Below are 13,926 nucleotides of genomic sequence, written 5' to 3'. Positions count from 1 at the left end.
CCGGCGGTGAGTAGTCAGGCTCCCGAGCTTTCCGAACGAGAAGCCCGGAACCTGTTACCCTCCGGCCGCGCGGCTGCTGGTGTCGAACAGCGCGAATTCGGCGGGATGGAGCTGGTGGGCGATCACGAAGCTGCGGCCCTTGATCTTCCACAGGCCCTGCCCGACGCCGAGACCGGGCAGGAGCGATTGCTCGGTGCCGGTCAGCCCGAGAGCGCGGGCGGTCGCGCCGAGCTGGTCGGATTCCTGTCGGTAGATGATCCTGGTCTCCGCGTTCGCCAGCAGGCTGTTGGCCAAGGAACGCATGGCTGAGCCTTGGTCGCCCACGTTGTCGAGGTCGGTGATCTTGTGGAAGATCATCATGTTCGCGATTCCGTAGGCGCGGGCCAGACGCCAGTGCGCATCCATCCTCCGCAACAGTGCGGGATGGCTCATCAATCGCCACGCCTCGTCGTAGACACACCAGCGCTGCCCGCCGTTGGGGTCGAGCAGCGCGGCTTCCATCCACGCGCTGGAGCAGGTCATCAGCACCGAGATAAGGGTCGAGTTCTCGGTGACCCGCGACAGGTCCAGCGAGATCATCGGCAAGGTTGGATCAAACACCTCCGTGCTTGGGCCGTCGAACAGCCCGGCAAGGTCACCGCCGACCAGCCGCCTCAGCGCGTGCCCGACCATCCGGCCGTCTTCGGTGAGCCGCCCATCGGGATCGTTGGACGGGGCGAGCAGATGATCCACGATCATCGGCAAGATCGGCACGGTGTTCTGCCTCACCGCGGCCGACAGAGCGGTGTCGATCGCGGTGTGCTCCAGCGGCGTCATCGGTCGGGTCAGCACGGTCTCGGTCAGTGCGCCGATGAGGTCTCGGCGGCGCGAGGCGACGGTCGCCGCCCATTGCTCGTTGCTGAGGCCTGCGGGGCGGTATCCCTCATCGAGGGGGTTGAGCCGGGAGGGCAGTCCGTGACCGAGCTTGATGGCGCGCCCGCCGACCGCTTCGGCCACGGCGGTGTGTTCCCCTTTGGGATCGCCAGGGATGTAGACCCTTCTGCCGAACGCCAGCGACCGGCTGTAGAGGCTTTTGGTGAGCGAGGACTTCCCGCTCCCGACGATCCCGGCCAACACGATGTTTGGGGCTGTGATGAGGCCTCGGGAGTACAAGACCCACGGATCGTAAACGAAGCTCCCACCGGAGTAGAGGTCTTGACCGACGAACACTCCCTGCGAGCCGAGCCCACCCTCCGCAAGGAAGGGGTAGGCGCCCGCGAGCATCGCGGAGGTGTCCTGATGCCTCGGCAGCCGGAACCTGCCCGGTGACCGCAACGCCGCCGGGCCGGACTCGCCTGCCGCCGGGAGATAGTGAGTGGCCTTCTGTTCGGCCCGCTCGGCCGCTGCCTTCTCACGCTGGGCCTGCGCCTCTCGGTGATGCTGCTCGGCGGCGAGCTGGGCGGCAGCCTGACGGCGTTGCTTGCGCAACCGTCGCTTCTCCTTCGCGGGGGCGACCAGGACGGCGGTGTGCAGGCGTTCTCGTTCTGGGCGCGCGCTCATCGGGACAGGCCTCGCTGCTCGGCGACCTCAGTGATCGGCTCCGGGGTGAACCACGACCGGGCCGGCGGTGCCGTATGCCGACCGGCTGGCTGCTCGGCCGGTGGCTTGTCGGACTGCGCCCTTCGTGGTGGGCCGATCTCGACATGCTGATGTGCTTCGAGCAGGGTGAGGCTCGGCAGCTCGTCGGGGTTCCGGTAGAGCGCGACGTGACCCAGGCTCGGGTTGTAGATCATCGTGTACGCATCCACGGTGGCGGTCTTGTCGCTGGCACTGGAGGGCAGTTCGTCGTAGGTGTGCCCGATCGCGATCGCGTCGTCCACGGTGTCAGCTCCCATGTCCCACTGCGACAGGTAGAGCACCCCGGCCGTGCTGCCTTCCCGGTCGATCAGGTCGAGCACCCGGTCGGCTTCCTCACCATCGAGAAACACGATGTTCACCCACGCCGGCCTGTTCACCGCCTCGGGCGCGGCGGGTTCTGCGGGGTGCCACGCGATCCGCCCTGCGGCCTGTGCGGCAGCGTCAAGCAGGCTCTCGGCCCGACGGACTATCGCAGCGGTCTCATGGAGCCGATCGGCGGCGGTGAAGGCATCGACCATCCCGGCGAGCTGGTCGCCGGCGGCGGTGAAAGCCCGGCCCTGGTGGCGCTCGTGCATCGCGGCGAGCTGGTCGAAGACCTGCTGCAACGAGCGGACACCGCCGAGCAGTTCCAGGATCACTCCGTAGGCCTCGTGCGGCTGCTCGATGAAGATGGTGGCGTGGGCCAGCCCTCGGATCGCCTCGTAGGCCTCTCGTGAGTCAGCGGTTGGATCGTGGAACGTGGGCATCACAGGCCTCCCCGGTCGTCTGGACGTGCGGACATCGGCCAGGTGCGCTATCCGTCCCGGGTTGCAGGTCGTTCAGAGGCGGCGGCACAGGGGCAACGCGGCGGCAGTGAACGCCTGGGCTTGCTGGCCGACCAGCAGCCGGGTCTCGCAGGAGGCTTGGATGGCGGCCTGCTCGATCGCGGCGACAGCGGTGTCCAACTCGTTGGTGCTGGGTGCGGTGACGGCGATCAGCCCGGTATAGCGCAGCACGCCGTGCCCGGCGGTGAGGTCGGCCTCCTGCCGGAGCACGTCGCGGTACTCGGCGCTCTGCGAGGCGTCCTCGATCTGCCCAATCCTGGCCCGCTGAGTGGCGTCGGAAATGTACTCGACCTTCTTCTTGCGGATGTCTCGGGCGGCCTGATCGGTGCGCAACGTCGTGCATAGCAGCGAGAACGAACGTCCGATGCCGGTGGACAGCAGCACCGGGGCGAGGAATCCGGGGTACACCATCGATCGGGGCCATTCCGAAATCCACAGCACCGCGTGGTAGCCCGAGTCGGTGCGCAGCCGGTCCCAGGTCTCGGTGACCGCGACCGGCCCGGCGGTGGCGAGGTCTTGCCCGAGCTGGCCGTGACGTTCCAGGGTGGGGCCGATCGCCGGGTCGTAGGCGGTGCGCAGCATCACCGCGAGCTGACCAGCTCCGAGCCATTCCGAGGCCGTGAGGTCGGCGGCGCGCAGGGCCGCGGTCAGAGTGGTCATCTCCTGGCGCAACACATTTGCCGCACCCCGGATGCCGCCCCCGGCGGTTCTAGTCTGACGGGCGGCAGCGCGCATGTCCAGCGACAGCGACACGGTGGTGGCACGTGCGTCACCACACCCCAGGGATCGACGGCCTCCCGCGCCGAACGGGTGCGCATCACATCGAACGCGGCCGTTGCGGCCTCCCACGGATCAAGGCCATGCTTCCTGGCCAGGGCCTCGTACTTCTCCGCAGCGAAGGCCATCAGACGTGCCGCGACGGGATCAGTGCGCCACGCATCCGGCCCCGCTTCGTGGAGCCGTCGCAACAAGGCGCGCAGTCCCTCGCCCGTGGTGAAGTCCTCTGTGCCGCCCTCGTCGGCGGTCATCGTGCGTGTGGTCATCTCGGCACCTCCTGGCAAGCAGGTGCGCATCGCCTCCCAAACGGGCGCGATACCGATGACGAACGTGATGGTGTGCATGATGGATCACCCCCGATCAGGTCCTTTCCAGGCCACGCTGCTCAACAGCGGGCTCGCCTCGCCCGAAGGCAGACAACGGGGCAAGCCGCCGCACGCGCGAAGCCGACGCCTTGGCCCCGGCGACGATCCCCGACCGGGCGCGCTGCGCGAGTCCGGCCTGGAAGTCGACACCGCTGCGCGCCAACGCTCCACTCGCCCGCGAAAGCAAGTCGGAAGGGCGCACCCAGTCCACCCCCCCCCCCGCGCTGGCCGCTCAACCTCCAACTCCTTCGTGTCCCTGCTCCCACGGTCGACATCGGCGGCCTGCACCGCCTCCGGCGCGGAGGCTCCGCCCTCAGCGGGTAGATCGCGGCGTGGAGCGGCCGGAGGCTCGGGGTCCGGCGTGGTGTGCTGGTCAATGGTCATCGTTCTCTCCTGTCTTCGGGAATCTCAGAAGCGTCGGTGGCAAACCAACGCCCCACAGTGGACGGATGCACCGTCAACTCTTGGGCGATCCGCTTGTTCGACCACCCCTCGCCCCGCAGCCGCGCCGCCTCTACCCGCTGCGAGACCCGCTCCACAGGCGAGACGGCCCTACGCGCAGACTCCTCGACGCTCGACTCTGCAACCTGCTCGTCAGCCTCACCTGCGGTGTTGAGTGGTAGTAGCTCGGCGATAGCGAGCGGATGCGCAGTAGCCGGTGCGTCTGGTTCCGGCACGGGGTCGGTTCTGGTGGAGCGGATGAGCACGACCGTCAGGTGGGTGCTGGCCAGCAGCACGACCGGAGGCACGGCCGCGACCGACGCGGCCAGTAGCGCGGGAACATCGGCATCCGCTGTCACGATCGCGTGAATCGCGTTCGCTGCAACCGACACCAAGGCTCCGCAGATCAGCAGCGCCCACGGGTACCACGCAGCCCGCCGACCATCCAGCGCGACGACTGCGACCGTGGACACCACGATCAGACCGTCCACCAGCAGCGGCCATATCCATGCCTGTCCGGACGAGATGCCCGAGCGACGCGCCAGATCAGCCAACGCCGTGAACGACAACCAGAACGCCCCGGCAGCGATCAGCACGGTTCCAGACGCCGCCGAGACCACGGCCCAACGGCGACCACCCGCTCCAACAAGTCTGGTCACGGCAGCCCCCGTACTATCGCGGCCCGCGAGTCTGCGGCCGAGACCGCGAACTCATCCGTACCGACGGCCGCAATGCCCGAGCTGACATGGCCGTCGTTGACGGTGCGGTAGGCCGACCGGACCGTCCGTGCGGCTTCGCGCTCACCGAGGCCAGCAGTCATCGCCGCGCGGGTCAGCACATCAGACGCCTCCGCCTGCGCGACCCCCCGCTCGGCCAACTTGCACGCGCCCCAGAACAAACCGTGATTACGTTCGTTCTCCGGCCGACGCGCCACCCACTCGGCGATCCGCCGCACGTCCAACTCACCGTTGCCTCGATAGGAACGTGGGCGCGGGAGCCGGGGCGGATCGAGAAGGTCCCGCAACCTCGTCGCATCCAGGGCCTTGCCCGGCGCCTCGCTGATAGCGGTCACCTGGTACAGGGCCAATTCGCCGTTGACAGCCCGACGTGAAGGTGGCGCGATGATGTAGCCACCGTCACCCCGGAAGTCGATCCCGGCCCGGCCCGCCTGCCACGACCGCTGCTCGGCACTTTCGTGAGCCGGATAGTAGGCGTGCAGCCCACCCGAGGGCGACCGGACGACAACCTCCCACCCCGAGAGAAGCCCCGCCTCCTTGGCTCGGCAGCAGGCCGCGAATCCGTTGACGCCATGAACATCGACATCCACCACGACCACCCCAGACGGCCGACCGGTCGGGACGCCGATGTTCGCCTTCGGGAACCGTCGCCACCACTGACGCACCTGAGCGAGATTCGTGGTTGCTTCGTGGAACCCGTGCTCGGTGATCGGATGCTTGCCGCCCGGCGCGCACGGGAACACCGGAACACCGGCTCCCGCGAATCCGGCAGCAGCCACCGAGAGCGGCGTCGTCAGGCCCATCTCGTTGATCGCCGTCGTGAAGCGGCCCGGGCCAGACATCACAGCCCCCGACCCGCCAACACGGTTACGGGCTCAATCTCGGGCTCGACCACCGGCACGCTCGGCACCGTGGGCCGCTCGCGTCCCGCGTCCGTCCCAGGTGCCACCCGCTCAGACAGCTCCCGGGTGAGGCCGGGTGGTGTGCCGTTGGCGAGCGGTGTCCGGAAGGTGCGCCAAGGCAACCTGGAGGGGACGGTCAGCAACACAGAGAAGGGGTGCCGAGAGTCGTGGCGGCAGGGAACCTGGCGTCATCCCTGCCTATCCGACGCGTGGACCAGGCGGCGAGACGGCGGGCGTCACATTGGCGCGATACCGACGCTACGCGTCGTGATCCCGACCACGCACCATCTGCCGGTACCCTTCGGGTGTCATTCCCGTTGACATCGCGAACACTGACCGAGCGTGGCTCCGGCTCCGCCAACCTACGGCTCTGCTCATTTCGCCGACTGTCATCTCGGTGTCACGAAGCATTCGGGCCATCTCCTTGGTGCGCAACAGGCCCAGGAAGGTGATCGGGGACACGCCCAGCGACTCAGCGAACACTCGCTGTAGTTGCCGCACCGATAGATGTGCCGTCGTGGCCATCTCCGCGACGAGCCAACGGTGGGCTAGATCACACTGGATGGCGTTGCGGACCTGTAGCACCTCGCTGCGCACGGGCCGCGTGGCGGTGCGACGGGCCACCATCGCCGCGATCCCGTGTGTCAGGGTTCGTAGCGACGGCGCCGGGCTCCACGGCAACAACTGCCCGAGCAGGTGCAAGACCTCGGCAAAGGCGGCCTGCATCCGATGGAACTCTCTCATTGTCTGCGCCCGCTCGATCTCATCGATTCTCGCGGCGAAGGTGGCTGCCAGCGGGCCGTTCAGACGGATCATGATTGCGCCCGTCCCGAACGCGCGTTGCATCACGGTCTCGGCTGCCGTCCGGTCCTGCAACACATCGGCGTAGCGCCAGTACACCTGATCCATTACGTAGTCTTTGTCGGCAAAGATTGTCGAGGTCGTTGCCGTCCCGTCCGGCGCGCCACCGATAGCCAAGCCTGAGCCCACCAGCATCAGATCGCCCATGCGGAACCGACGCTCGCCCCAGTCACCGGTGATAGTCCCTGAGCCCTCGCGGGCTAGCAGGAACTTCACACAGTCATATACCTCCGGCGCTACAGGGTGCGCGTAGTGGCCGGTCTCGACGCGCACCGGCCACCGAACCACGCCGCTCGCTGCGCTGTCGATCTCACCGCTGCTTGCCTCCATGGCTCATCCCCAGCGAGCTCACTCTTCGAAGGTTCCGGAAGCTAACGCACCAACTTCGTCGCGCGGATGATCGCTGAGTGCATGTCATCGGCGACTTGGTGGGTGAACTCGACGGTAGGGTCGCTGAATCCGGCTGCGGCGAGGCCCTGAAGGTATTCACTCTTGGAGAGCGCGCCGGCGATGCACCCCACGTATGAACCGCGCTCGGCTCGTTCGGCCGGGGTGAGATGGTCTTCGGCGACGACATCGGAGATGCCGATTCTTCCGCCGGGAGCGAGCACACGGAACATCTCCGCCAGGGCGGCCGGCTTGTCTGTGGACAGGTTGATGACGCAGTTGGAGATCACGACGTCGACTGCGCCGTCGGGTAGGGGTACATCCTCAATAGTGCCTTTGAGGAACTCGACGTTGGTCGCTCCCGCGTTCGCGGCGTTGGTGCGTGCCAGGTCGAGCATCTCGTCGGTCATGTCAACGCCGTAGGCGAATCCGGACTGGCCGACACGGCGTGCGGAGAGCAGGACATCGATTCCGCCCCCGGAACCGAGGTCTAGGACGCGCTCGCCCTCGCACAGCTCTGCGACCGTGGTTGGGTTGCCACATCCCAGACTCGCCTCGATCGCCTCCAGCGGCAACTCGGCAGCCTCCGTCGCGTCGTAGAGCCCGGCCCCGAAGCCACCGATGTCAGCGCTGGGATTGCCGCAGCAGGAAGCGGGTGAGCAGCAGGTACTGTCCGCCAGCAGGTCGGTGTTGTGAGCGCCGGCGCGGACTGCCGTTGCGGCTTGCGCGTAGCGGAGGCGTACCTGCTCACGGACAGCGTGACCGGCGTCCCGGTCCGAGGCGGTGGAGAGCTGGCGAAGTTGGTTCACACCCACGGGAGGGGTGTCGCTGTAGGGCACGACGGCGACCCGGCCGGTCTGCGCCTGGGCCTCTCGCAGAGGTGTTTGTTCGGCGTTGACCCGTTCGGCCAGCAGGGGGCTGGTGGTGTCGGTCGGGGTGAGGGAGCGGTTGACGATCCATCCCCAGGTGGTGATGTTGGCTCGGGTGAGGTCGGCGGCCAGGCCGGTGGCTTCGAGGACGGGGGTGGTCTCGGGCAGTGTGACGACGATGACGCTGGTGTTGTCGGGGTCCTGGAGTCGGGCCAGCGGCGTGAGCCCGGCCTGCTCGGGCAGGTTGCGGACGACCTCGCGGTGGTAGGAGCCGGTGGCGTCCATGAGGAGCAGGGTGTGTCCGGTGGGGGCGGTGTCCATGACCACGAACCGGTGGGCGGATTGCTCGACGGCTGCGGCGAAGGCCTGGAAGACGGCCACCTCTTCGGTGCAGGGCGAGCGAAGGTCCTCGGCGAGGTTGGCCCGACCGTCGGCGTCCAGGCCCGCGCCCTTGGTGTCCATGACGTGGCGCCTGTAGTCGGCCACCGCCTGGACGGGATCGATACTGGAGACCTCGAAGGGCGCCGCTTCGCCGACCGTCCAGGCGAGATGCGCGGCCGGGTCGGTGGTGGTCAGCAGCACGTCCTTGCCGCGGTCGGACAAACCGACGGCGATCGCCGCAGCCATCGTCGTCTTCCCGACGCCGCCTTTCCCCACGACCATAATCAATCCGTGGTCCTTGGCCGCCAGCTGCTCGATCGTCGCGGCCAGAGAATCCGACGAGCCGGCGGGGGCGTTGGCGCGCGGTGCGGCTAACGCCGGGGTGTGGTCCGGGGCCTCGGAGAGCAGCGTGGTGAGGGCGTCGAGGCCCATCACGTCGCGGGAGCGCAGCGGGAGCCGGTCGATCGCCAGCCCGGCGAGGTTGACGGGCATGGCGGCGATGGCGGCGGTCTCCTCGGCGCGGATCGCGTCGGCCAGGACATCGGAGATGGGTTCGCTGGGGAGGATGCCGTTGATGACCAGGTGGGTGGCGTGGACGCCTGCTTCGGCAAGTTCGTCGGCGGTGCGGGACGCCTCGGCCAGCGACGAGGTTTGTGGGCGGGCAACCAGGCCCAGTCTCGTCACGGACGAGTCGGCCAGGGCGGTGAGCGCGTCGGCGTAGGTGGTGCGGGTCTTGTCAAGGCCGGCCATCGGACCGAGGCAGGACGCATCGCCGAGCCCGTCTTCGAGGAAGGAGGTCCATTCGCCGGGGAGCTTGAGCAGCCGGACGGTGTGGCCGGTCGGGGCGGTGTCGAAGACGATGTGGTCGTAGCCTCGCGCGATGTCGTTGCCGGCCAGGAAGGCGGTGAACTCGTTGAACGAGGCGATCTCGGTGGTACAGGACCCGGAGAGCTGCTCGGTGACGTCGGCGAGGTCCTTGACCGAGAGGAAGTCCCGGATCGGGGCGAGTGCGCGTTGGCGGTACTCCTCGGCGGCGGCCTCGGGGTCGATCTCCAGCGCGTCGAGCCCGGCAACGCCGACAATCGGGGTGATCGCGTACCCGACCCGCTGGTCGAAGACCTGGCCGACATTCGAGGCCGGGTCGGTGGAGACCAGCAGGACCCGGTTGCCCCGGCGGGCGAGGTCGACCGCGGCGGCGCAGGCGATGCTCGTCTTCCCGACACCGCCCTTCCCGGTCAGGAACAGGAACCTCGGCGGGTTGTGCAGCAGTTCGATCATCTCCGATCAGCCCTACGCCTGAGAACCGGACTGGATGGTCACCGACTGGTCCGAACCGCAGCATCCCGACGACACCGGGGCCTCGTCGCCACAGCACACCGACGCTGCCGGGGTGGACGGTGCGCTACCGCAGCACCCGGTCGCCGTGTTCTCGGCGGGCGCCTCGACGCCGGCGATCCGGGCCAGCTCGGCGCGGGAGGGGTAGCGTCCGGTGGCAACCGTCACGTCGTCGGCCACGATCAGCGGCAGCCCGGACGCGCCGACCTTCTGCACGAACGCCCGCGCGACGGCGCTGTCAGCGAACGCGGCGGGGTCCTGGGCCAGGTTCGCCCGGCGCACCGACACGCCTTGCCGGGTAAGCCAGTCGAGGTCGGCGGTGAAGTCGACCAGCGCCTGGTCGGGGTCGGGGCCACACACCCCGGTGTTGCAGCACAGCGGGCCTTCGAAGACCTGGATCATGAGGACGCCTCTCTCGGATTGATGTTCGTCAATATGAAGGCTAGGGCTCATATCGACGTCTGTCAATTTGAGGTGGTAGGCTGGCGCGCATGGTTCAGCACCTCCCGATCATCGACTGCGCCCCACGGGGCGCGTCGGCGCTCGCCGACGAGGAGGCCGAGCGGGTCGCCGCCACCTTCAAGGCACTCTCCGATCCGGTCCGGGTCAAGCTGCTGCATCACATCTCGGCGAACTGCTGCTCCAGCGTGTGCGCCTGTCACATGCCCGACAGTCTTGGCATCAGCCAGCCAACCCTCTCCTACCATCTGGCCCGGCTGGTCAAGGCCGGGCTCATCAGCCGGGAGATGCGCCACAAGTGGGCGCACTACCACGCCACGCCGCAGGGCCTGGCGACCGTGCGAGCGTTCCTCGCCGGACTGCCGGACCCGGACAACTGCTCGGCGGACCCGTCGATCACCTGCTGACCCACCAGGCCCACGACAACCCTCCCAACCGACTCCGCCTCGAAAGCCGCGACGCCGGGGCGGGGCGACCAGCCTGCCCGTGGCGTCCGAACAGCACCCGCCGCCGCTCCCGGGTTGCATCTTGCTTCGATCTCCTTCAATATAGATACATGTCGATGCAAGATGTGGAACTAGTGATCGTAGGGTCCGGCCCAGCCGGATACACCGCAGCTGTCTACGCCGCGCGAGCAGGCCTCGCGCCGGTCGTCCTGGCTGGATCGGTGACGGCCGGCGGAGCGCTGATGACGACCACGGAGGTCGAAAACTTCCCCGGCTTCACCGACGGCATCCAAGGCCCCGAGCTGATGGAAGCGATGCGCGCCCAGGCAGAGCGCTTCGGCGCCCGCATCATCTATGACGACGCGACCTGTCTTGCACTCACCGAATCCACGAAGGTCATCGAGACCAGCAGCAGCGGAACCTTCCAGGCGCGCGCCGTGATTCTGGCGATGGGGTCCGCATATCGCAAGCTCGGTCTCCCTGAGGAAGCGCGACTCTCGGGACATGGCCTGTCATGGTGCGCGACCTGCGACGGCTTCTTCTTCCGTGACCGGGAGATCGCGGTCATCGGCGGTGGCGATTCCGCGATGGAAGAAGCACTGTTCTTGACGCGCTTCGCTGCCAAGGTCACGCTCGTCCACCGGCGCGGCGAGTTCCGGGCGTCCCGGATCATGGCCGAGCGGGCATTGGCCGACCCCAAGATCGAGGTCGCATGGAACAGCGAGGTGGCCGCGATCCTCGGCGAGGCGAACGTCACCGGTCTGCGCCTGCGCGACACGATCACAGGCACCGAACGCGTGCTGGATGTGTCGGGCACTTTCGTCGCAATCGGGCACGACCCGCGCTCCGAGCTTGTCGCCGACCAGGTGTCCACCGACGCCGAGGGGTACGTCATCGTGGCCCATCCAACGACACGCACCAACGTGGCCGGCGTGTTCGCCGCCGGTGACCTGGTGGATCACAACTACCGGCAGGCGATCACGGCCGCTGGCACCGGCTGCGCCTCTGCCTTGGACGCGCAGCACTATCTGTCGACCCTCGATCTGCCCACCCAGATCGAGAGTCCCACTCTGGAGGTTTCCGCATGAGCATCACCCCCGTCACCGACGCCACGTTTGTCAGCGAAGTGCTCGAATCAGAGCTTCCGGTCGTAGTTGATATCTGGGCTGCGTGGTGCGGCCCATGCAAGGCCATCGCTCCGATCCTGGAGCACTTGGCCGCCGAGTATGCGGGCCGGGTCAAGATCGTCAAGATCGACGCGGACGCCAATCCCGAGACCGTGACCACAGTTGGTGTCACCTCGATCCCCACTCTTTCCTTCTACCGCGACGGCGAGCGGGTCGACATGCTGATCGGCGCGCACCCAAAGCCGTCCATCGCCGCGAAGATCGACGGACTCCTGGCATGACCGCGACCGCAACGGCGCCCACACGCGCCACTCCGAAGCGCCTGTCCGCCCTCGACCGTTGGCTGCCGCTGTGGATCGGACTGGCGATGGTCGCGGGCCTCCTACTCGGTCGTCTCGTCCCCGCCGTCTCCGATGTGCTCGCTCACCTGGAGGTGGGAGGCATCTCGGTACCGATCGGGCTGGGGCTGCTCGTGATGATGTACCCCGTGCTCGCAAAGGTCCGCTACGACAAGATCGCGGCCGTCACGGGCGACAAGCGTCTCCTCGTCTCATCCCTGGTGCTGAACTGGATCATCGGCCCGGCAGTCATGTTCGCCCTCGCCTGGCTGTTCCTGCCTGATCTGCCGGAGTACCGAACGGGGCTCATCATCGTGGGACTGGCCCGCTGCATCGCGATGGTCGTGATCTGGAACGACCTGGCCTGCGGCGACCGAGAGGCCACCGCCGTGCTGGTTGCGATCAACTCCATCTTCCAGGTCGTCGCATTCTCGCTGCTCGGCTGGTTCTACCTCACCGTACTGCCCGGCTGGCTCGGCCTCGATACCCAAGGTCTGGAAGTGTCAGTGGGGCAGATCGCGCTGAACGTCCTGGTCTTCCTCGGCGTCCCGCTCATCGCAGGGTTCGCCTCGCGGTGGATCGGCGAGAAGCGCCGGGGACGCGACTGGTACGAGAACCGATTCCTCCCCAGAGTGGGGCCGTGGGCGCTCTATGGGTTGCTGTTCACCATCGTGCTGCTCTTCGCACTCCAAGGCGAAGCGATCACATCCAGTCCGTTCGATGTCGCCCGGATCGCCCTGCCGCTACTGGTCTACTTCGCGCTGATGTGGTTCGTCGGGCTCTTGCTCGGCAAGGGTCTCGGACTGGGCTATGCCCGCTCCACCACACTGGCGTTCACGGCGGCGGGCAACAACTTCGAACTCGCCATCGCGGTCGCGATCGGCACCTTCGGCGCGGCATCTGGACAGGCCCTCGCAGGGGTCGTCGGCCCGCTTATCGAAGTTCCCGTGCTCGTCGGCCTCGTCTACGTCTCGCTGTGGGCCGCACGCGCCTGGTTCCACACCGACCCCTACGCTCCGGACACCGCTACGACCGACCTGAGGAGGACACCATGACCGAAACACCCACAACGGTCGAGACGTGCGCACCTGCCGAGGCGCACGCAATCGGCCTCGACGTCGCTACCACCGTGGCCAACACGTTGAAGGCGCTGGCCGACCCGCTCCGGCTCCGGATGCTGTCGGCCATCGCCACCGACCCGCGCGGCGAGTCCTGCGTCTGCGACCTCGCCGAACTCGCCGACGTCTCCCAACCCACCATCTCCCACCACCTGAAGGTCCTGAAGGACACCGGCCTGCTCAGCTCCCAACGGCGCGGCACCTGGGTGTACTACCGCCTCGTCCCCACCCGACAGGCGGCCGTCACCGCCCTCCTGGACGGCTTCGCATCCACGGTCGCCGCCGATCCTGCAGAGGATCGGCCCGAGTCGCCGCGTGAGGTCGACTCGCACGTCATCGATCGCCTCGCCGAAGAACTGGCCGACGAATACGACACGCTGAGTCGCGACCTGGTGGTCACGATGGTGCGGGAGTCCTACGCCGGTCTCCTCCGATCCGCGAAGATCGCCCGACACCTGGTGCCGCTCACCGAGCGCTTCGCCCGCCAGCGCCTCACCGACCTCACCCGCGACCGCGGGACGGGTGTGCCGCAGGTGTTGTTCGTGTGCGTACAGAACGCCGGCCGATCCCAGCTCGCGGCCGCGCTGGTCAACCAGATGGCCGATGGCAAGGTCGTCGCCCGCTCCGCCGGATCGCGACCGGCGCCAGACGTCCACCCGCACGTGCGCTCGCTGCTCACCCAGATCGAGGGCGAGGACGCCGCTACCGAGCGATTCCCCAAGCCGCTTACCGACGACGCGGTCCGCGCCGCCGATGTCGTCATCACCATGGGCTGCGGCGACGTCTGCCCGATCATCCCCGGCGTCCGCTACGAGGACTGGGCGGTCGGAGACCCGGCCCTCGCCTCTGCCGAGGGCGTCGAAGCCATCCGCGACGACATCGCCGCCCGCGTCCGCACCCTGCTCGACTCCCTCACCACCCACTAACGAAAGAGACCCGACC

General features: G+C 67.9%; 14 protein-coding genes. 5 read left to right on the top strand and 9 right to left on the bottom strand.

Going from position 1 to position 13,926, the window contains the following annotated elements:
- Window positions 1-54: 54 nt before the first annotated feature.
- The 9 genes from QUE25_RS12825 to arsD form a co-directional block, all read right to left on the bottom strand.
- Window positions 55-1,539 carry an ATP-binding protein gene (locus QUE25_RS12825; protein WP_286265621.1) on the bottom strand — a complete coding sequence of 495 codons (1,485 nt, stop codon included), beginning with the start codon at window positions 1,537-1,539 and terminating at the stop codon, window positions 55-57.
- Complete coding sequence (locus tag QUE25_RS12820; protein ID WP_286265619.1) at window positions 1,536-2,363, bottom strand: hypothetical protein; 828 nt, start codon at window positions 2,361-2,363, stop codon at window positions 1,536-1,538. Before QUE25_RS12820 ends, QUE25_RS12825 begins: the two co-directional genes overlap by 4 nt.
- Before the next feature lie 72 nt (window positions 2,364-2,435).
- Window positions 2,436-3,176, bottom strand: a complete 741-nt coding sequence (locus tag QUE25_RS12815) for an SCO6880 family protein (RefSeq protein WP_425332774.1) — start codon at window positions 3,174-3,176, stop codon at window positions 2,436-2,438.
- Window positions 3,098-3,562: a hypothetical protein gene (locus tag QUE25_RS12810; RefSeq protein WP_286268604.1), complete on the bottom strand. Its 465-nt coding sequence runs from the start codon at window positions 3,560-3,562 to the stop codon at window positions 3,098-3,100. Before QUE25_RS12810 ends, QUE25_RS12815 begins: the two co-directional genes overlap by 79 nt.
- A gap of 401 nt (window positions 3,563-3,963) precedes the next feature.
- Window positions 3,964-4,683, bottom strand: a complete 720-nt coding sequence (locus tag QUE25_RS12805) for a DUF2637 domain-containing protein (RefSeq protein ID WP_286265617.1) — start codon at window positions 4,681-4,683, stop codon at window positions 3,964-3,966.
- On the bottom strand, window positions 4,680-5,603 hold the full coding sequence (locus tag QUE25_RS12800) for a bifunctional DNA primase/polymerase (RefSeq protein ID WP_286265614.1): 924 nt from the start codon (window positions 5,601-5,603) through the stop codon (window positions 4,680-4,682). Before QUE25_RS12800 ends, QUE25_RS12805 begins: the two co-directional genes overlap by 4 nt.
- Before the next feature lie 318 nt (window positions 5,604-5,921).
- Entirely contained in the window at window positions 5,922-6,854 is a 933-nt protein-coding gene (locus QUE25_RS12795; RefSeq protein ID WP_073185972.1) for a helix-turn-helix domain-containing protein, read from the bottom strand.
- Window positions 6,855-6,895: 41 nt separating this feature from the next.
- On the bottom strand, window positions 6,896-9,439 hold the full coding sequence (arsA, locus tag QUE25_RS12790) for an arsenical pump-driving ATPase (protein WP_286265604.1): 2,544 nt from the start codon (window positions 9,437-9,439) through the stop codon (window positions 6,896-6,898).
- A 12-nt stretch (window positions 9,440-9,451) separates the two neighbouring features.
- Window positions 9,452-9,898, bottom strand: coding sequence for an arsenite efflux transporter metallochaperone ArsD (arsD, locus tag QUE25_RS12785; protein ID WP_286265602.1), 447 nt, complete (start codon window positions 9,896-9,898; stop codon window positions 9,452-9,454).
- A gap of 89 nt (window positions 9,899-9,987) precedes the next feature.
- Here arsD and QUE25_RS12780 point away from each other — a divergent pair, with 89 nt between their 5' ends.
- The 5 genes from QUE25_RS12780 to QUE25_RS12760 all read left to right on the top strand — a co-directional run bounded on the left by QUE25_RS12780 (window position 9,988) and on the right by QUE25_RS12760 (window position 13,910).
- A complete protein-coding gene (locus QUE25_RS12780; RefSeq protein WP_286265600.1) occupies window positions 9,988-10,362 on the top strand; it encodes an ArsR/SmtB family transcription factor in 375 nt (124 codons plus the stop codon).
- A gap of 149 nt (window positions 10,363-10,511) precedes the next feature.
- A complete protein-coding gene (gene trxB, locus QUE25_RS12775) occupies window positions 10,512-11,489 on the top strand; it encodes a thioredoxin-disulfide reductase (protein WP_286265598.1) in 978 nt (325 codons plus the stop codon).
- Window positions 11,486-11,809, top strand: a complete 324-nt coding sequence (gene trxA / locus QUE25_RS12770; protein WP_286265596.1) for a thioredoxin — start codon at window positions 11,486-11,488, stop codon at window positions 11,807-11,809. The genes trxB and trxA overlap by 4 nt, the downstream gene beginning before the upstream one ends.
- Window positions 11,806-12,921, top strand: coding sequence for an ACR3 family arsenite efflux transporter (gene arsB, locus QUE25_RS12765; protein ID WP_286265594.1), 1,116 nt, complete (start codon window positions 11,806-11,808; stop codon window positions 12,919-12,921). The genes trxA and arsB overlap by 4 nt, the downstream gene beginning before the upstream one ends.
- Entirely contained in the window at window positions 12,918-13,910 is a 993-nt protein-coding gene (locus QUE25_RS12760; RefSeq protein WP_286265593.1) for a metalloregulator ArsR/SmtB family transcription factor, read from the top strand. The genes arsB and QUE25_RS12760 overlap by 4 nt, the downstream gene beginning before the upstream one ends.
- Window positions 13,911-13,926 lie beyond the last annotated feature (16 nt).

This window comes from Brooklawnia propionicigenes, from assembly GCF_030297015.1.
Lineage (GTDB): Bacteria > Actinomycetota > Actinomycetes > Propionibacteriales > Propionibacteriaceae > Brooklawnia > Brooklawnia propionicigenes.
This window is presented reverse-complemented; position numbering and strand designations above follow the sequence as displayed.

Coding starts and splice junctions, on each gene's coding strand:
- QUE25_RS12825 (WP_286265621.1), bottom strand. CDS start 1,539: ATGAGCGCGCGCCCAGAACGAGAACGCCTGCACACCGCCGTCCTGGTC.
- QUE25_RS12820 (WP_286265619.1), bottom strand. CDS start 2,363: ATGCCCACGTTCCACGATCCAACCGCTGACTCACGAGAGGCCTACGAG.
- QUE25_RS12815 (WP_425332774.1), bottom strand. CDS start 3,176: ATGCGCGCTGCCGCCCGTCAGACTAGAACCGCCGGGGGCGGCATCCGG.
- QUE25_RS12810 (WP_286268604.1), bottom strand. CDS start 3,562: ATGCACACCATCACGTTCGTCATCGGTATCGCGCCCGTTTGGGAGGCG.
- QUE25_RS12800 (WP_286265614.1), bottom strand. CDS start 5,603: ATGTCTGGCCCGGGCCGCTTCACGACGGCGATCAACGAGATGGGCCTG.
- QUE25_RS12795 (WP_073185972.1), bottom strand. CDS start 6,854: ATGGAGGCAAGCAGCGGTGAGATCGACAGCGCAGCGAGCGGCGTGGTT.
- arsA (WP_286265604.1), bottom strand. CDS start 9,439: ATGATCGAACTGCTGCACAACCCGCCGAGGTTCCTGTTCCTGACCGGG.
- arsD (WP_286265602.1), bottom strand. CDS start 9,898: ATGATCCAGGTCTTCGAAGGCCCGCTGTGCTGCAACACCGGGGTGTGT.
- QUE25_RS12780 (WP_286265600.1), top strand. CDS start 9,988: ATGGTTCAGCACCTCCCGATCATCGACTGCGCCCCACGGGGCGCGTCG.
- trxB (WP_286265598.1), top strand. CDS start 10,512: ATGTCGATGCAAGATGTGGAACTAGTGATCGTAGGGTCCGGCCCAGCC.
- trxA (WP_286265596.1), top strand. CDS start 11,486: ATGAGCATCACCCCCGTCACCGACGCCACGTTTGTCAGCGAAGTGCTC.
- arsB (WP_286265594.1), top strand. CDS start 11,806: ATGACCGCGACCGCAACGGCGCCCACACGCGCCACTCCGAAGCGCCTG.
- QUE25_RS12760 (WP_286265593.1), top strand. CDS start 12,918: ATGACCGAAACACCCACAACGGTCGAGACGTGCGCACCTGCCGAGGCG.